This is a genomic window from Variovorax sp. PBL-H6, from assembly GCF_901827155.1.
Taxonomy (GTDB): Bacteria; Pseudomonadota; Gammaproteobacteria; order Burkholderiales; family Burkholderiaceae_C; genus Variovorax.
In genome coordinates, this window is the sequence record NZ_LR594659.1 from 633611 (window position 1) to 649542 (window position 15932).

Annotated in this window: 17 protein-coding genes; 6 read left to right on the top strand and 11 right to left on the bottom strand. The window is 68.2% G+C overall.

Annotated elements, in window-relative coordinates:
- Positions 1–39: 39 nt before the first annotated feature.
- The gene (locus tag G3W89_RS03135; RefSeq protein WP_162572725.1) at positions 40–1014 is read right to left on the bottom strand and encodes a LysR family transcriptional regulator; all 975 of its coding nucleotides are present in this window, start codon (positions 1012–1014) and stop codon (positions 40–42) included.
- 110 nt (positions 1015–1124) lie between these two features.
- On the opposite strand from G3W89_RS03135, the gene G3W89_RS03140 reads away from it, so the two are divergent.
- Positions 1125–1886 (top strand): SDR family oxidoreductase, encoded by a 762-nt coding sequence (locus G3W89_RS03140; RefSeq protein WP_162572726.1) that lies wholly within the window; start codon positions 1125–1127, stop codon positions 1884–1886.
- A gap of 36 nt (positions 1887–1922) precedes the next feature.
- On the opposite strand, the gene G3W89_RS03145 is transcribed toward G3W89_RS03140, so the two are convergent.
- The 4 genes from G3W89_RS03145 to G3W89_RS03160 all read right to left on the bottom strand — a co-directional run bounded on the left by G3W89_RS03145 (position 1923) and on the right by G3W89_RS03160 (position 4563).
- Positions 1923–2927: an alpha-ketoacid dehydrogenase subunit beta gene (locus G3W89_RS03145; protein WP_232076291.1), complete on the bottom strand. Its 1005-nt coding sequence runs from the start codon at positions 2925–2927 to the stop codon at positions 1923–1925.
- The gene (locus G3W89_RS03150) at positions 2918–3937 is read right to left on the bottom strand and encodes a thiamine pyrophosphate-dependent dehydrogenase E1 component subunit alpha (protein ID WP_162572727.1); all 1020 of its coding nucleotides are present in this window, start codon (positions 3935–3937) and stop codon (positions 2918–2920) included. Before G3W89_RS03150 ends, G3W89_RS03145 begins: the two co-directional genes overlap by 10 nt.
- Before the next feature lie 133 nt (positions 3938–4070).
- Positions 4071–4397, bottom strand: coding sequence for a hypothetical protein (locus tag G3W89_RS03155; protein ID WP_162572728.1), 327 nt, complete (start codon positions 4395–4397; stop codon positions 4071–4073).
- Positions 4398–4422: 25 nt separating this feature from the next.
- On the bottom strand, positions 4423–4563 hold the full coding sequence (locus tag G3W89_RS03160) for a hypothetical protein (RefSeq protein ID WP_232076293.1): 141 nt from the start codon (positions 4561–4563) through the stop codon (positions 4423–4425).
- A gap of 322 nt (positions 4564–4885) precedes the next feature.
- Here G3W89_RS03160 and G3W89_RS03165 point away from each other — a divergent pair, with 322 nt between their 5' ends.
- The 4 genes from G3W89_RS03165 (at position 4886) to G3W89_RS03180 (ending at position 7812) form a co-directional block, all read left to right on the top strand.
- The gene (locus G3W89_RS03165; protein ID WP_162572730.1) at positions 4886–5089 is read left to right on the top strand and encodes a hypothetical protein; all 204 of its coding nucleotides are present in this window, start codon (positions 4886–4888) and stop codon (positions 5087–5089) included.
- The gene (locus G3W89_RS03170) at positions 5049–5987 is read left to right on the top strand and encodes a DUF6502 family protein (protein ID WP_332107430.1); all 939 of its coding nucleotides are present in this window, start codon (positions 5049–5051) and stop codon (positions 5985–5987) included. The genes G3W89_RS03165 and G3W89_RS03170 overlap by 41 nt, the downstream gene beginning before the upstream one ends.
- A complete protein-coding gene (locus tag G3W89_RS03175; protein ID WP_162572731.1) occupies positions 5984–7501 on the top strand; it encodes a DUF5666 domain-containing protein in 1518 nt (505 codons plus the stop codon). Before G3W89_RS03170 ends, G3W89_RS03175 begins: the two co-directional genes overlap by 4 nt.
- A gap of 158 nt (positions 7502–7659) precedes the next feature.
- Positions 7660–7812, top strand: coding sequence for a hypothetical protein (locus tag G3W89_RS03180; protein WP_232076294.1), 153 nt, complete (start codon positions 7660–7662; stop codon positions 7810–7812).
- A 24-nt stretch (positions 7813–7836) separates the two neighbouring features.
- Here the strand turns inward: G3W89_RS03180 and G3W89_RS03185 are convergent, their stop codons facing one another.
- Both G3W89_RS03185 and G3W89_RS03190 read right to left on the bottom strand, forming a co-directional pair.
- The gene (locus G3W89_RS03185; RefSeq protein WP_162572732.1) at positions 7837–8814 is read right to left on the bottom strand and encodes a tripartite tricarboxylate transporter substrate-binding protein; all 978 of its coding nucleotides are present in this window, start codon (positions 8812–8814) and stop codon (positions 7837–7839) included.
- Positions 8815–8957: 143 nt separating this feature from the next.
- Positions 8958–10025 (bottom strand): hypothetical protein, encoded by a 1068-nt coding sequence (locus G3W89_RS03190; RefSeq protein WP_162572733.1) that lies wholly within the window; start codon positions 10023–10025, stop codon positions 8958–8960.
- A 209-nt stretch (positions 10026–10234) separates the two neighbouring features.
- Between G3W89_RS03190 and G3W89_RS03195 the strand changes: the two genes are divergently transcribed.
- Complete coding sequence (locus G3W89_RS03195; protein WP_162572734.1) at positions 10235–10792, top strand: type 1 glutamine amidotransferase domain-containing protein; 558 nt, start codon at positions 10235–10237, stop codon at positions 10790–10792.
- Between the two features lie 145 nt (positions 10793–10937).
- Here the strand turns inward: G3W89_RS03195 and chrA are convergent, their stop codons facing one another.
- The 4 genes from chrA to G3W89_RS03215 form a co-directional block, all read right to left on the bottom strand.
- Positions 10938–12191 (bottom strand): chromate efflux transporter, encoded by a 1254-nt coding sequence (gene chrA, locus G3W89_RS03200; RefSeq protein ID WP_162572735.1) that lies wholly within the window; start codon positions 12189–12191, stop codon positions 10938–10940.
- Positions 12192–12368: 177 nt separating this feature from the next.
- Positions 12369–13616 carry a phenylacetate--CoA ligase family protein gene (locus G3W89_RS03205; protein ID WP_162572736.1) on the bottom strand — a complete coding sequence of 416 codons (1248 nt, stop codon included), beginning with the start codon at positions 13614–13616 and terminating at the stop codon, positions 12369–12371.
- Positions 13617–13739: 123 nt separating this feature from the next.
- On the bottom strand, positions 13740–14552 hold the full coding sequence (locus tag G3W89_RS03210; protein ID WP_162572737.1) for an ABC transporter ATP-binding protein: 813 nt from the start codon (positions 14550–14552) through the stop codon (positions 13740–13742).
- A 51-nt stretch (positions 14553–14603) separates the two neighbouring features.
- Positions 14604–15920, bottom strand: coding sequence for an ABC transporter substrate-binding protein (locus tag G3W89_RS03215; RefSeq protein ID WP_162572738.1), 1317 nt, complete (start codon positions 15918–15920; stop codon positions 14604–14606).
- Positions 15921–15932: the final 12 nt, after the last annotated feature.

A 15932-nucleotide genomic window follows, 5' to 3' on the forward strand; every position in this document is an offset into this window, starting at 1 on the left:
GGGCTCGCGTCACATCCGGCGCAGGGAATTACCCCGTGTTCACCGGAGTACCTTTGCCCTCGGCTGCGCGCTCGCCCATGCAGGCGTGACGGACCCCCCATGTACGCTCTGCGCAAAGCCACGCGCGCGGAACTGCTCCACCACGAAGTCGACGAACACGCGGGTCTTCGCCGGCAGCAGCTTCCGGCTCGGGTAGTACAGCGACAACGGCCCCGCATCGTCATACCAGCCCGGCAGCAGCCGCAGCAGCGCGCCGCTCTGCAGCCCGGGCAGAGCAAACGGCATCGGCACCAGCGCGACGCCCAGACCCAGCATCGCCGCGCGGCACATCGCTTCGGGGTCGCTGAAGATCAGGCGGGCCCGGACTGCCACCGCCACTTCGTCACCGGCGGTGTTGCGCAGCGTCCAGGGGCGGATGCGCCCGGTGGGCGAGGAGCGGCGCACGATGCTGTCGAAGGCGGCCAGCTCTGCCGGGTGCGACGGCATCGCCTTGCCGGCCAGGTAGTCCGGCGCGGCGACGGCAACTACATGGATGCGCGCCAGCTCGCGCGCGACCAGCCCCGGCGTGAGCTCGATGCCGCCGCCGATCGCCGCGTCGAAGCCCTCGCCGATCAAGTCCACCTGCCGGTTCTCGAAATGCCAGTCGGGCAGCACGGCCGGATAAAGCGCCAGGAAATCGCCGAGCAGTGGCACGACGTACTCGCGTCCGAAGGCCTGCCCCATGCTGACCTTGAGGGTGCCCGCCGGCTGCCGATCGGCGTCGGCGGCGCCGGCCACGGCGTCGGCCAGCGTCCCGAGCGCACCGGCGACCTGGTGCAGCAGTCGCTCGCCGCCCTCGGTCAGGGTCAGCTTGCGCGTGCTGCGCTGAAACAGGCGCAGGCCCAGGCGGGCTTCCAGTCGCGCGACGTTCTTGCTCACCGCTGCGGGCGTCAGCCCCAGTTGCCGCGCGGCAGCGGAGAAACTGCCAGTTTCGGCGCTGCGGACAAAGGACTCGAGGTGACTCAGGGGTTGCACGCGCCCATTTTCAACCCAAAGTTGAAATTGATAAGGCCGTTGGGGCGCTACCGGAGGCGCAATCGAATCCCGACACTGCAGTCATCGCAACACACTTTCCAAAGTCCACCATGTCCCAAGCCACTTCCCCCAAGCCCCTCTTCAGCGGCAAGGCCGCCTTCGTCACCGGCGGTTCGCGCGGCATCGGCGCCTCCATCGTGCGGCGTCTCGCGCAGGACGGGGCTGCCGTCGCCTTCAGCTATGCCAGCAACGATGCCGCCGCCCGTGATCTGTCCGCAAGCATCGAAGCCGCAGGCGGACGCGCGATGGCGCTGCGCGTCGACAGCGCCGATGCGGATGCGCTGCGCTCAGCCATCGACCAGGCTGCGCAAGCATTCGGCCGGCTCGACATCCTGGTCAACAATGCCGGCGTGCTCAAGCTCGGCACCGCCGATCAGATCTCGCTGGAAGATTTCGACCTCACGTTGAACGTCAACGTGCGCGCCGTCTTCGTCGCCATTCAGGCGGCCCTGCGGCACATCGGCGAAGGTGGCCGCATCATCAACATCGGCAGCACCAACGCCGAGCGCATGCCCTTTCCGGGGGGCGGCGTCTATGCCATGAGCAAATCCGCGCTGACCGGCCTCGTGCAAGGCTTCGCGCGCGACCTCGGGCCGCGCGGCATCACGATCAACAACGTGCAACCCGGCCCGGTCGACACCGACATGAACCCGGCCGATGGGCCGATGGCTTCGACCATGCACGGGTTCATGGCCATTCCGAGACACGGCCGCGGTGACGAGATCGCGGGCATGGTGGCTTACCTTGCAGGCCCCGAGGCCGCCTTCGTCACTGGCGCCAGCCTCAACATCGACGGAGGCTTCGCGGCCTGACCGAAGCAGGCCACTGCCGCTGGCCGGCCGGCTCGCTCATCGGCACATCGCCCGGGCCGCGTCGACGATGCGCTGGGCGCCCACGCGCGATTGCGCTTCCAGAACCGGCGCATAGCCCACCGGGATGCGCGGCGCCCCCAGCCGCGCGATGCGGCAGCCGGTGGCCTCGGCGGCGCTGGCTGCGATCTCGGCGCCGAAACCGGCGGCCTGCACCGCCTCGTGCACCACCAGCAGTCGCCCGGTGCGCGCGCACGAGCCGAACACCATCTCGCGGTCCCACGGCCACACGGTACGCAAGTCGATCAGCTCGACCGCGATTCCCTCGGTGGCGAGCACATCGCAGGCGGCGCTGCAGGCTTGCAACTGGCGGCTCCAGCTGACCAGTGTCAACGCGTCGCCCGCGCGCAGGCGCGCAGCCTTGCCCAGCGGCACCTTGACCGATTCGTCCACGGCGCCGCGCGAACCCCACAGGTTCTTGTGCTCGATGTAGACCACCGGGTCCCCGCATTGGAGGGCCGCGCGCAGCAGCGAATGGTTGTCCTGCGGCGTCGACGGGCACACCACGACCACGCCCGGCAGGTGCGCGAACCAGGCTTCCAGCGATTGCGAATGCTGCGCGGCCGACGCATCCCAGATGCCGCCCGGCATGCGCGCCACCAGCGGCACCCGGCCCTGGCCGCCGAACATGAAGCGGTTCTTGGCGGCCTGGTTCACCAGCTCGTCCATGCCGCAGAGCGCGAAATCCACCACACGCATCTCGACGACCGGCCTGAGCCCCGCGAGCGCCATGCCCACGCCGGCACCCATGATCGCGGCTTCGGAGATCGGCGTGTCGATCACCCGCTCGGCGCCGAAGCGCTGCTGCAGGCCCTTGTACTGGCCGAAGATGCCACCCCGGCCCACGTCCTCGCCGAGCACCACCACGCGGGCATCGGCCTCCATCTCGCGTTGCACGGCCAGCGCCGCAGCCTCGGCGTAGCTCAGCTCCCGGACTGTGGCCGCACGCCCGCCGCCCGGCGCCGTGTCGCTGCTCATGTCCATTGGCCGGCTCCGGTGCTTTGCACGTCGGTGAAGGCGGCCGCGGCCTCGGGCCAGGGCGCGGCGTCGGCCGCAGCCAAGGCGGCCTCGACCTCCGCCTGCGCCTCGTGCTCGATGGCGTCGAGCACGGCCGCCTCGGCGCCGCCGGCCAGCAGCCGCGCACGAGCGCGGTCGATGGGGTCGGTCTCGAGTGCGGCAGCCAACTCCGCCGGATCGCGGTAGCCCGCCGGGTCGACCGACACATGGCCCTTGACGCGGTAGGTGAGGGCATGCAGCAGCCGCGGCCCGCGCCCACTGCGCACCTGGGCCACGAGCGCGCCCGCGGCCGCGTGCACGGCGAATACATCGTTGCCATCCACGCGCGTTGCCGCGATGTCCAGCGCCTCGGCGCGGGCCGACGCGCCGTCGCCGCCCGTCATCGGCCCGCTGGCCGTGGTCGCGCTCCATTGGTTGTCCTCGCAGACGAAGAGCACCGGCAGCGCGTAGACACGCGCCCAGTTGAGCGATTCGAGGAAGGGACCGCGGTTGATCGCACCGTCGCCGAAGAAGCACACGGTGATCGCGTCCTTGCGCTGCAGCTTCTGCGCATGCGCCGCGCCCACCGCGATCGGCAGCCCGGCGGCGACCACGCCATTGGCGCCCAGCATGCCCACGGAGAAATCGGCGATGTGCATGGAACCGCCCTTGCCGCCGTTGAAGCCGCTGGCCTTGCCGAACAGCTCGCACATCATGCGCGTCAGATCGGCGCCCTTGGCCAGCGTGTGGCCGTGGCCGCGGTGCGTGGAGGTCAGGTAGTCGGTCTTCGCGAGGTGGGCGCAGACACCCGCGGCCACGGCCTCCTGGCCGGTCGACAGGTGCAGCGGGCCACGCACCCTGGCGGCGCCCGCGGCTTCCTGGCCATAGGCACTGACGCCGCCTTGGCTGGCCACCTCGGCAGCGTTCTCGAAGGCGCGAATGCGGCGCATCGTCCGGTAGAGCGCCAGGCGCTCGGTCTCTGGGATCTCGGTGTTCATCTCGGCTCCAGCGCAGAGCACGGCTGCGCTTCGCCGGGAATCGTATCGATCGCGACCCCGCGCGCGTGAGGTGGCTAACCCCGAGCGGCTGCGCGACCTGTCGCTGGCGAGGAGATCAGCCGGCGGGCGTTGACTACCAGACGGTGCCGAGCGCCGTCACGCCGGCCAGGGAATTGATGACGAGCCAGAAGGCCGCCAGGTCCCAGGTCCAACCCTGCCGCCGCGTGGCGCCCCATCCGCCCAGAGGAGCTGTCGGCTCGCCGGCAGGCGTCGCGCCATAGAACGCTGGCAGCTTGTGCGAGCAGCCCTTGCAGAATCGAGCGGCGCCGAGGTTGATGGTGTTGCAAGCCTCGCAGACTTCAACAGACACCGCGCCCGTCCGAAGCATGGCCAGATCGATCAGGTTTCCGAAGGCAACGTCCGAAGGCAGCGATGGATTGGCAGCGGCGGCTGAGGTCATGGTGCTCTCCTCGCGACAGATGGGTTCAAGGCGACTGGCGCAGGCGGCGCGCCAGCCGTTGTTCTGCGATCGCCAGTCTTGCGAAGGTCAGAAGCTCTTCGTCGCTGGGGCCAGGTCCCGACCCGTTGACGTAGGCGCCGAAGGCCTCGACGATGCGCGCCTGCATGGCCCTCCTCACGCGCATCGCGGCGATCCATGCGTCCCGTGCCTTCTTCTCGCGGGGCTCCCTCCAGCTCCGCGATGACGATCTCGCGTAGCGCGCCCCGCCAATCGATCGGCTGCTGCGCCACGCCGCGGAGCTCTTCTTGTGTGTGACAGGCTTCACATTTCTACCTTTGATGCGTCGGTCGTTTGGATGTGAAAACTTCACATCAATAGTGCTCTTGTCTTATAGTCACAGGCACCGTTTTGTAAGACGGTTCCGCATGTCGTTGTCCATTTCGTAACGGAGCGCGTCAGTGTCACCATCTTCTGCACCGAGGAGCATCGTGTCCCGCAGGACGTTGCGCGCCCTGTTCGAGATCAGGCTGCGCTGGTCCGACAAAGTCATCCAGGAAGAACCTCGCCCCTATGGCGGCGGCTTGTGGGTCCCAGACACACCGCGCAATCGGGACCGGCTCGACAAAGCCGTGGCCTTCGGCAATACGCTTTATGGCGATCAAACGCACTGGATTGAAAAACGCCAGGCATGACCCGGGCGACGACGCCGCGCCCCCCGTGGCGGGTGCCGCTGGCGGCGAAGGCCCGATGGGCTGGGCCCTCCAGGCTTGCGCACGCGTCATGCGGCCGATCGTCCGGCTCGCATTGGCCCTGGGACTGAAGCACGCCCATCTGGAGCTGGTGCTGCGCGAACTTCTCATCGACGAGGCCCGGCGGGCCTGGCTCGACAAGGGGGTGGAGCCGAATCTCAGCCAGCTTTCGGTGACCACCGGATTGAACCGCAAGGCGGTGACGGCCAAGGTCCGGGAAGCCGAGGAACCGCTGCCCCACACCGAGATGTCGGCGGCGGCCAAGACGCTCACCCTGTGGCTGCAGATGTCCACCGATGACCCCGGCCTGGTGGAGCTGCCCCTCGTCGCAGAAGGCGGGGCACCCTCCTTCGAGGCCGTGGCCCGCCATGTCAGCCGCGGAAACGTGCACCACCGCACCATCCTCGATGAGCTGGTGCGCCTGAACCTGGCGACCGAACAGGCCGGCCGGGTGGCACTCAACGCCGCCGGGTTCGTGCCGTCGAACGATCTCAAGGGCATGCTTGCCTTCCTCGGCGACAACGCGCGCGACCACCTACTCGCCAGCGTGGCCAACACCTTGGGTGCCACTGCGCCTTTGCTCGAGCGGGCGGTGTTCGCCACCGGCATTGCGGTCGAGGACTGCGAGCGGATCCACCAGCTCGTGCGGCAACGCTGGAGCACACTCCATCACGAACTGACAAGCGAGATGACGCGTGCGTTCGAGGCCGCCGAGGGCGCGCAAGACACGGCCTCGGGTCGCATTCGTGTCGGGATCTACACCTACTACGAGGACGCCGCGGATGTGGCACAACATCGCGCGGTGACTCCCGCAAAACGATCGGACGGAAAAGAAGCATGAAGAAAGCCTTCCTTCGCGCTGCCCTGGCGGCGCTGTCGACCGCGCTGCTGCTCTCGTGCGGCGGCGGCGGGAGCGGCGGCGGCAGCGTTGCGCTCGTCGGCGTTGGGGGAACGGCTTCGGTCACCGGTTCGAGCCGGGGAGACGTGAGCGGCAGTCCGGCAGGCATCGCCGCAGCCGATGGCCAGGGCGGCAGCGCGTCTGCGACCGGGGGTGGCCTGGGGGGCGCCGATGGCACTTCGACAGGGAACGGCGGCAGCTCCACAGGCGCTGGCGGCAGCTCCGCAGGCACAGGCGGCAGCTCCGCGGGCGCAGGCGGCAGCTCCGCGGGCGCAGGCGGCAGCTCCACGGGCGTCGGTGGCACCTCGTCCGGCGGCAGTTCGACGGGCACCGGCGGCACTTCGACGGCGGCCTCGGGCGACGACGGATCGGGCGTGGGCTCCGGCGGCACCGGCGTCAGCACCGCCGATGCGTCCGGCGTGGGCGGGGTCGACGGAGCGGGCAGCATCATCGTCAACGGCGTGCGCTACAACACCGACACTGCCGTCCTGAACGTGGAGGATGCACCGTCCCTGCAATTGGGCATGAGTGCGAAGGTCACGGGGCCTTTCAGCGCCGACTTCACCAGCGGTGTCGCGCGCCGGGTCGATTCCGCCGCGGATCTGCGCGGGACCTTGTCTTCGGTCAACCTTGCCCAAGGCAGCTTCGTCATCCTGGGCACCACCGTCACCACCGACGATTCCACTGTTTGGGCCGATTCCACGGGCCTCGCGGCGATCCCCGCTGGCAGCACGCTGCAGGTGTGGGGCTTGCCGGGCGCGCCGGGGGTCCTGCGCGCCACGCGCGTGGAACAGCGCGGCACCTCCACGCCGATCCTGACGGGTACGGTGCAGAACCTCGATCCTGGCCGCCGCACCTTCACCATCGGCACCTTCACGGTCGACTACGGCACCGCGGTGTTGTCCGGTAGCCTGGACGGCAGCCCGCTGGCCAACGGCACCCTCGTGCGCGTGCGCGCGGCCAGCGTGCTGCCCGGCCGGCTGTCCGCCACTCAGGTCCAGTGGTGGTATCCGGTGTCGAGGGCCAACGGCACCCCGCTTCAGCTCGCGGGCATCGTCACCGACTACGCCGGACTGGGTTCGCTGACCGTGCTCAATGTCCCGGTGAACGCGGCGTCGGCCCAGATCACCGGCGGGCCTGCACGCTCGGTGGGCAACGGGGTCAAGGTGGAAGTGGGCGGTGTCATATCCAACGGCGTGCTCCAGGCCACCAAGCTCAAGATCCGGCACGTGCCGGGCACCGGCGGACCCTCTTCGTTCACCCTGATCGGCAACGTCGGCAACTTCCTCTCGCCCGCGAGCTTCCGCGTGAGAGGCCAGCCCATCGATGCCAGCGGCCCGGGCGTGATGTTCGTCAACGGCACGGCCGCCAATCTGGGCAATGGGGTCAGGGTCAACGTCGAGGGGGCGCAGGTGGTGAACGGGGTGCTCATCGCGACGCGCGTCAGCTTCGAGTGACGTTCAGGGACCGGGCAGGTCCTCGAACCCCTTGCAGCCGGCAAGCATCGCGGTGCCTGGCGCATTGACGACACGGAGAACGGGCCTCGACATGGCCTGCATGGCTGCGTGCAGGCGCAGGGCCGGGATGGCCACGTGGTCACGGCGATCTGCCCGTTGTGTTCGGCCTGAGCGATCGCCTGGCCGTGGTGAAGAATGGCCCGCTGGTCGGAACCTACCGCACCGCCGAAGTCGACGAGGACGAGGTACTCGGCTTGATCATCGAGGGCAAGCGGCCCGGCGGGAAGGCCCGGGCCGAGCACGCGACATGATCGCGCGCCGGCCGACGGGCCGCATCAGTCCGCGTAGACCCCGGCCGCCTTGATGATCGGGCTCCACTTGGCGATCTCGGCGATGACGAACTTCTTGTGCTCGGCCGGTTCGACGCGGCTGTCGCTGGTGACCACGGCGCCCAGGCCTTCCTGCTTCTTGATGAAGTCCGGGTCCTTCAGTGCCACCTTGAGCGCATCGTTGAGTTTCTTGGTGACCGCCGCCGGCGTGCCCTTGGGCGCGTAGAGCCCGTGCCAGATGGTGATCTGGAAGTCCTTCAAACCCACTTCCTGCAGCGTCGGCAGGTCCTTGAGCAGCGGCGTGCTCAGGCGCTTGGAGGTGGTCACGGCATAGGCCTTGACCTTCTTGGCCTCGATCTGCGGCGAGGTGTTGGTGGTCTGGTCGCACAGCAGGTCGATCTGGCCGCCGATCAGGTCGGTGATGGCGGGCGCGGTGCCCTTGTACGGCACCGGTGTCATCTCGGTCTTGGTCGCACTCTGGAACAACAAGCCGCACAGGTGCGAGGCCGAGCCCACGCCCGCATTGCCGAGGTTGATCTTGCCTTTGTTTTCAGCGAGCCAAGCCGTCAATTCCTTGTAGTTGTTGGCCTTCATCGAGGGCTTGGCGATGAGCGTCATCGGCACGTCGTTGACGATGCCCAGGTATTCGAAATCGCTCTCGACCTTGAAGGGCACGTTGCGCACCAGCGTCGGGACGGTCGCCATGCCGATGTGGTTGAGGAGCAGCGTATAGCCGTCCGGCGCGGCACGCGCGACCTTGGCTGCGCCGATCGAGCTGCCGGCACCGGGCACGTTGTCGATCACCACGCTGCCGCCGCCCAGCGGCTTGCGCAGGGCTTCGGCCAAGTCGCGGGCCACCCGGTCGGTCGGGCCGCCGGCGGAGAAGGGCACCACGATGGTGATGGGCTTGCTGCCCGGGAAATCCTGGGCGTGGACGCCCGCTGCGGCGCACGCGATTGCCGTCAGGGCGAACAGTTTTTTCATGGGTCTCTTCTCCGTGTTCAATCCAAGTTCAAGGGCCGCGATTTTATTGCGGCCCTGCCGGACGCCCCACCCGGAATGCCCCTAACGAACCTGCACGCTTCCTGCGCGTTCAGGGACCGCTGCGCGCATTTCTTACCTGCGGGCTACGGCTCCCTGGTGCGGTTGTAGACCGGGCCGGGGCCGATCGTGATCGGCGGCCCCGGGTCATTGGCCGCCCAGCTCGGCGTGCGCACCGAACTGAAAGTCGGGCCCGGACCCGGCACGATCGGGGGACCTCCGTCACCGGCAAGCACGGGCGAAGGAGCTCTGGAGGGCGTGACCAACGGCCCTGGCCCAGCGACGACCGGCGGGCCTCCGTCGCCACGGTTCCACGATGGCGAACGAGTTGCGCTGAATACCGGTTGCGGGCCGGAAGTGCTCGGCGGACTGGAATCGTCGCGGGACCAGGCCGGCGCGCGCGCGGGACCCGGCGAAACGGTGGCGGGCACGATGGCGAGCGGCACCGACGGTGCCTCCTCAGCCCAGGCCGGAGCGCGGTTGCGCCGTGGCGAGCCCGCCGCGCTGTCGCGGTCGCGATCGGCCGGGGCCCCGGAGGGGGCGCGAGATGCACCCGCGCCGGCCGGCTCCGCCTTCGCGACCGGGGGTTCTGCCTTCGAAGCAGTCGGCTGCGCCTTCGTGGAAGCCGGCGCGGCGCTTTCGGTCGTTGTGCGTGGCGCCGGCGGGGCGGGCGTCTGCGTGGAGGCCCTGGCGGGCGTGGCGGGTACTTTTGCTGCGGTCGTCCCTTCCGGCGTTGGCGTCGGGGCGGGGGCTGTCGAAGCGCTCGGCGCGGCGAGCGCGACCGATCCCTCGGTGGGCGGCTTCCGGTCTTCCCCCGCCAGCGCTGCCGTGATCGGCTCCAGGAAAGACGGTGCTGTCAATTGACGCGTGACGTAGAGATACCAGCCGATGAAGCCGATGCTCATCGCCAGCCCCAGCAAGGCGAGCCGCAGCCAGAAGCCCGCTGTTTCCGCGGGCAGCAGCGTCAGCGGATCGTCGCGCCGCCAGGCACGCCGCGTCGTGCGAACGGGCGTGCGCGCCGGCCGCGCGTTGTCGATGGCCTCCAGGGCCGAGGGTCCCGTGGGTACGAAGCCGGGCAGGCGGCGTGCACAGCCGATGCAGAACTTCGCGTTCTCCCGGTTGCTGCTCCCGCAAGCCGTACAAACGACGGGCATGGATGAGTTCCTCCGTGTAATACCGAATCCATCCACTGTCCACGTCAAGTCGCGCCTGTCTGTCAGCGATCTCCTACGCAATGCCCCAGAGGCCGGCGCTTGCCAACGCAACCGCCGTGGTCCTGGTCCGACAGGTTGAGCCGACCCATGCCGATCCATCGCCGCCTGCTGCGGCTTAGGGTGACAGGCTCGCATGAAAGGATGTTCCCATGATGAAACGCCAGCTTGAGGGCATGAAGGTCGCCCTCCTCGTAACGGACGGCTTCGAGCAATCCGAGATGACCGAGCCGCGCAAGGCGCTCGACGCCGCAGGCGCGGACACCAGCCTGGTGTCGCCGAGTCAAGGCGCCGTGCGCGGCTGGAAGCACCACACACCGGCGGACGCCTTCGATGTCGATGTGCCGCTCCAGCAGGCCGCCGCCCACGAATACGATGCCCTCGTGCTGCCGGGCGGGGTCATGAACCCCGACGCGCTGCGCACGAACGAACAGGCAGTGGCCTTCGTGCGCGACTTCGTCAAGGCCGGCAAGCCCATCGCCGCGATCTGCCATGGACCGTGGACCCTGATCGAGGCGGATGCGGTCAAGGGCCGCACGATGACCTCCTGGCCCTCCCTGCGCACGGACTTGAAGAACGCCGGCGCAAAGTGGGTCGACCTCGAGGTCGTGGCCGACGGGCCGCTGATCACGAGCCGCAAGCCCGCCGATCTGCCGTCCTTCAACCGCGTGATGCTCGAAGCTTTCGCCGACGCCCACGCGCACGCGTGAGGGCAAGGCGCACTCGGATCTACCGCATCGTTGGAGCCCGGAGTGCGATGAAAGCGTTGCAGATAACGCGGCCAGGTTGACCGAGGGGGCTCTATCGCTGAACCCCGATGCTCGCGCCTTCAGTAGCAGTAGACGAACTGCTCTATCAACGCGCGAGCAGCCAACCCGCTACCGCCGCAAGCGCCACGACCCACACAGGCGACTGCCGCCCATAGACCAGCAAGCCGAAAGCGCCCAGAGCAAGACCGAAATCGGCGCGTGAATGGATGGCGCTCGTCCATACCGGGTCGTACAGCGCAGCTGCCAGAACACCGACCACAGCAGCGTTGATGCCGGCCATCGCACGCTGCACGCCGTCGCGCTGGCGCAGAGGCTCCCAGAACGGGAGAGCGCCGGCCACCATCAGGAACGCAGGAACAAAGATGACGACGAGGAGCGTCAAGCCGCCGGCCCACCCGCCCAGCGTGCCTGTCATCACCGCGCCGAGGTATGCGGCGAAAGTGAACAAGGGGCCGGGTACGGCCTGCGCGGCCCCGTATCCGGCGAGGAAGGCATCGTTGGTGACCAGCCCAGCGGGCACAACACTCGTTTGCAGAAGCGGTAGCACGACATGCCCCCCTCCGAACACGAGTGCGCCCGATTGGTAGAAGGACGAGATGACGGCAAGCGCTGGCGACCGAACTGCAGCCGCCAGAACCGGCAGCAGAACTAGCAACAGGCCGAATAGCAGCAGCATCGCTGCACCGGTTCTCTTGCTCACGCCGTAGTCGCGGTGCTCTGCAACAGGCAGCTGTCGGAGATGTACTGCCCATCGTCCTGCGATACCGCCTGCGACGATGGCCCCGACCTGACCGATCGCCGACGGAATGGCCAGCACCAGCAAAGAGGCGACGATAGCAACACCCGCTCTCAGACGGTCCGGACAAAGCGTCTTGGCCATGCCCCAGACTGCCTGCGCGACGATGGCAACTGCGACGACCTTGAGGCCGTGGACCGCACCGGATTGCGACAGGGCAGCCCATTGGGTGACACCGAATGCGAACAGGATGAGCACGATGGCCGACGGGAGAGTGAAACCAATCCAAGCGCAAAGCGCGCCAAGCCACCCTGCGCGCCCAAGTCCCAGCGCAATGCCTACCTGGCTACTCGCAGGACCCGGCAAGAACTGACAAAGCGCGACCAGGTCGGAGTAGTTCTTGTCGTCTAGCCACGCTCGACGCTCGACGAACTCGGTGCGGAAGTAGCCAAGGTGAGCAACGGGCCCGCCGAATGAGGTCAGCCCGAGCTTCAAGAAGGCCAGGAGCACCTCAATGGCCGAGCCTCGCCGCGCAGGCGCGCTTGTTGGCAAAGCGTCGGACAGGACACCATCCTGCTTGTCTTGCTCTTGACTCTGGCTCATCGGACGCCCGACCCCAATGTTGCTACGACGGGCATCTTATCGAGGGCGCTCGAACTCGCCTCTCGCAGGGCCGATGACGAATAGGCATTCGCAAGTCGGGCGGGGCCGAGCAAGTGGGAAGCACTCGCCAGACACCTGTGACTTGCGTCCCTCTTTTCCGCCGACGAACGGCCGAGGCTAGCGGTAGCTGCGCGCGTCCTCGATCACCTTGCCATCGTTGGGCAGGCTGCCAGGCTCCATCAGCTCGACTTCGCTGCGCAGCTTGGTGACGTCGCGCACCGCCTCGGCAACGCGCCCGGCCAGTCCCTCGGGCTCGGAGGCGCATTCGAGCCGCAGCGTCATGCGGTCTTCGCCCATCTCGCCCTCGACCACCAACCGCGCGCGCCGCACCTCCGGGAAGCGCCGCGCGATCTCCGCCACCTGGCCCGGATGCACGAACATGCCGCGCACCTTGGTGGTCTGGTCGGCGCGACCGAGCCAGCCCTTGATGCGGGTGTTGGTTCGGCCGGTCGGGCAGGGACCCGGCAGCACCGCCGAAAGGTCGCCGGTGCCGAAGCGGATCAGCGGATAGTCGGGGTTCAGCGTGGTGACGACGATCTCGCCCACCTCGCCCTCGGGCACCGGGTCGCCCGTGCCGGGGCGCACGATCTCGACGATCACGCCTTCGTCGAGCACCAGGCCCTCGCGTGCGGTGGTCTCGTAGGCGATCAGGCCCAGGTCCGCCGTCGCATAGCACTGCGTACCGTCGACGCCGCGCTCGGCGATCCAGTCGCGCAGGCTGGGCGGGAAGGCCTCGCCCGAGACGAGGGCCTTGGTCAGCGAGGGCAGGGCGATAGCGCGCTCGGCCGCCTTCTCCAGCAGGATCTTCAGAAAGCTCGGCGTGCCGGCGTAGCCCGCAGGCCTGAGCTCGGCCATCGCGTCCACCTGCTGCTCGGTCTGGCCCGTGCCGCCGGCGAACACCGTGCAACCCAGCGCGCGCGCCCCGCTTTCCATGATCGCGCCTGCGGGCGTCATGTGGTAGCTGAAGGCGTTGTGCACCAGCTCGCCGCTACGAAAGCCGGCGGCATGCAGTGCACGGGCCGTGCGCCAATAGTCGCGCGCCTCCCCTTCAGGCTCGTAGATGGTTCCCGGGCTCGCAAACACGCGCAGCATGCGCGGCCCGAAGCGGATGGCGGAGAAGCCGCCGAACGGGTCGCGCGCGCGCTCGGCCTTCTGCCGCTCCAGCAGCTCGGACTTGCGCGTGACGGGCAGTCGCGCCAGCGCCTCGCGGCTGGCGATGTCTGCGGGCTTCACGCCGTCGAGGATCTTCGCGAAAGCGGGCGCTGCGGTCTGGGCCTGGGCGATCTGCTTCGGCAACGCCGCGAGCAGGTCCTGTTCGCGCTGCGCCGGGTCGCGCACTTCAAGCGCATCGTAGAAATCATTCATAGCCGTTGTCCTGGATCAGCCCTGTTCGGGGAACACCGCGGAACCGGCTTTGCCGGGCCGCTGGTGTCGCCCCCGGTAGGGGGTGGGCGGCTACACGAAGTGAGCCAACCTGGGGGCGAGCCATTACGCCAGCCACCTCTTGCGGCGCTTGTAGCTCTTGGCGTCGCGAAAGCTCTTGCGGTCCGCGCCGCCGACGCCCAGGTAGAACTCCTTGACGTCCTCGTTCTCGCGCAGGCTCTGCGCTTCCCCGTCCATCACGATGCGGCCGTTCTCCAGGATGTAGCCGTAGTCGGCATAGCGCAGCGCCATGTTGGTGTTCTGCTCGGCCAGCAGGAAGGTCACGCGCTCCTTCTGGTTCAGGTCCTTCACGATGCCGAAGACCTCGTCCACGATCTGCGGCGCCAGGCCCATGGAGGGCTCGTCGAGCAGCACCATGCTGGGGTTGGCCATCAGCGCGCGGCCGATGGCGCACATCTGCTGCTCGCCGCCTGACGTATAGGCGGCCTGCGAGCCTCGACGCGTCTTGAGGCGCGGGAAATAGGCATAGACCTTCTCCAGCGTCTGCGCCACGGCAGCCTTGCCGTCGGTGCGGGTGTAGGCGCCGGTCATCAGGTTGTCCTCGATGGTGAGGTGGGCGAAGCAGTGGCGGCCCTCCATCACCTGGATCAGCCCGCGCTTGACCAGCTCCGCCGGCGACAGTGCCTCGATGCGCTCGCCACGCAGCTCGATCGTGCCCTTGGTCACCGCGCCGCGCTCGCCCGCCAGCAGGTTCGACACCGCGCGCAGCGTGGTGGTCTTGCCCGCGCCGTTGCCCCCGAGCAGCGCCACGATGCCGCCCTCCGGCACCTTCAGCGAGACGCCCTTGAGCACCAGGATCACGTGGTTGTAGATGACCTCGATGCCGTTGACGTTGAGGAGGGTGTTGGACGTACTCATGCTGGAAAAGTCAACGTGCGTATCGAGGTTGCGTTGCGAAGCCTGGGTGGACTAAGCCGCGCAGTCCGACGCCTCGCGCTTGGGCAGCTTCTTCTCTGTCGCGTACTTGTCGCCCGCGGCTTTCACCATCGGCTTGATGATCTGCTCGTCGGCCTGGTACCAGTCGCTCATGCCGCCCCACTTGCTGCCGTCCCAGGTGTGGACGCGCGCCCAGGTGGAGCCCATGTGGTCCTGGCACGAGGTGCTGATCGGCCGCAGCACGCCCGAGAAGCCGAGCGCATCGAGCTTCTTCTGATCGAGCGCGAGGTTCTCCAGCCCCCAGCGCACCTGCTCGCCGGTCATGACCTTGCCCTTGCCGAAGCGCTCCTGTGCGCGGCGCACCGCCTCCACGCCCAGCATCTGGATGATCAGGCCGCGCGTGTAGAGCACCGAGCCGACCTCGTCGCGCGGACCCGTGCCCTGGCCCTTGTCATGCACGACCTTCAGGATGTCCTGGATCACCTTGGGTTGCGTGCCCGAGGTGTTGAGCGCCAGCGCGTTGTAGCCCTTGGCTGCTGCGCCCACGTCCTTCACGTCCGGCTCGGCGCCGGCCCACCACACGCCGTACATCTTCTCGCGCGGATAGCCGGTGGCGACCGCTTCCTTCAGCGCGGTCGAGTTCATCACGCCCCAGCCCCACAGCAGCACGTAGTCGGGCCGCTGCTGGCGCACCTGCAGCCAGGCCGACTTCTGCTCGATGCCGGGCGCGGCCACGGGGATCAGCGTGAGCTCGAAGCCGTTCATCTTCGCGCGTTCCTGCAGCAGCGGAATCGGCTCCTTGCCGAAGGGCGAGTCGTGGTAGACCAGCGTGATCTTCTTGCCCTTGAGCTTGTCGGGGCCGCCTTCCTTCTTCGCGATGTGCTGGATCAGGATGTCCGCCGCTGTCCAGTAGCTGCCCATCAGCGGGAAGTTCCACTTGAACACGCTGCCGTCCTGCGAGGCCGAGAGGCCGTAGCCGAGCGTGATGAGCGGAATCTTGTCGACCGGGGCCTTGTCCGTGAGCGCGAAAGTGATGCCGGTGGCCTGCGGATCGATCAGCGTCGCGCCCTTGTCCTTGAGCCGCTCATAGCACTCCACCCCCTTGTCGGTGGCGTAGCCGGTCTCGCATTCCTCGTAGCTGATCTTCACGCCGTTGATGCCGCCGGTCGCGTTGATGAGCTTGATGTAGTCCTGCTTGCCGTTGGCCCAGGGCGTGCCGTTCGGCGCATAAGGGCCGGTGCGGTAGACCAGCAGCGGGAAGAACTGCTCCTTGGCCTGGGCGAACGCAGGGGCCACGCCCGCGAGTGCCGAGATTGTTGCGATGGCGAGTGCGAGTGACTTCAGCTTCATGGTTGTCTCCTT

Excerpts from the sequence above, each read along its gene's own strand:
- G3W89_RS03140 (WP_162572726.1), top strand. The coding sequence starts at position 1,125 with ATGTCCCAAGCCACTTCCCCCAAGCCCCTCTTCAGCGGCAAGGCCGCC.
- G3W89_RS03145 (WP_232076291.1), bottom strand. The coding sequence starts at position 2,927 with ATGGACATGAGCAGCGACACGGCGCCGGGCGGCGGGCGTGCGGCCACA.
- G3W89_RS03150 (WP_162572727.1), bottom strand. The coding sequence starts at position 3,937 with ATGAACACCGAGATCCCAGAGACCGAGCGCCTGGCGCTCTACCGGACG.
- G3W89_RS03155 (WP_162572728.1), bottom strand. The coding sequence starts at position 4,397 with ATGACCTCAGCCGCCGCTGCCAATCCATCGCTGCCTTCGGACGTTGCC.
- G3W89_RS03160 (WP_232076293.1), bottom strand. The coding sequence starts at position 4,563 with ATGCAGGCGCGCATCGTCGAGGCCTTCGGCGCCTACGTCAACGGGTCG.
- G3W89_RS03170 (WP_332107430.1), top strand. The coding sequence starts at position 5,049 with ATGGCGATCAAACGCACTGGATTGAAAAACGCCAGGCATGACCCGGGC.
- G3W89_RS03175 (WP_162572731.1), top strand. The coding sequence starts at position 5,984 with ATGAAGAAAGCCTTCCTTCGCGCTGCCCTGGCGGCGCTGTCGACCGCG.
- G3W89_RS03185 (WP_162572732.1), bottom strand. The coding sequence starts at position 8,814 with ATGAAAAAACTGTTCGCCCTGACGGCAATCGCGTGCGCCGCAGCGGGC.
- G3W89_RS03190 (WP_162572733.1), bottom strand. The coding sequence starts at position 10,025 with ATGCCCGTCGTTTGTACGGCTTGCGGGAGCAGCAACCGGGAGAACGCG.
- G3W89_RS03195 (WP_162572734.1), top strand. The coding sequence starts at position 10,235 with ATGATGAAACGCCAGCTTGAGGGCATGAAGGTCGCCCTCCTCGTAACG.
- chrA (WP_162572735.1), bottom strand. The coding sequence starts at position 12,191 with ATGAGCCAGAGTCAAGAGCAAGACAAGCAGGATGGTGTCCTGTCCGAC.
- G3W89_RS03205 (WP_162572736.1), bottom strand. The coding sequence starts at position 13,616 with ATGAATGATTTCTACGATGCGCTTGAAGTGCGCGACCCGGCGCAGCGC.
- G3W89_RS03210 (WP_162572737.1), bottom strand. The coding sequence starts at position 14,552 with ATGAGTACGTCCAACACCCTCCTCAACGTCAACGGCATCGAGGTCATC.
- G3W89_RS03215 (WP_162572738.1), bottom strand. The coding sequence starts at position 15,920 with ATGAAGCTGAAGTCACTCGCACTCGCCATCGCAACAATCTCGGCACTC.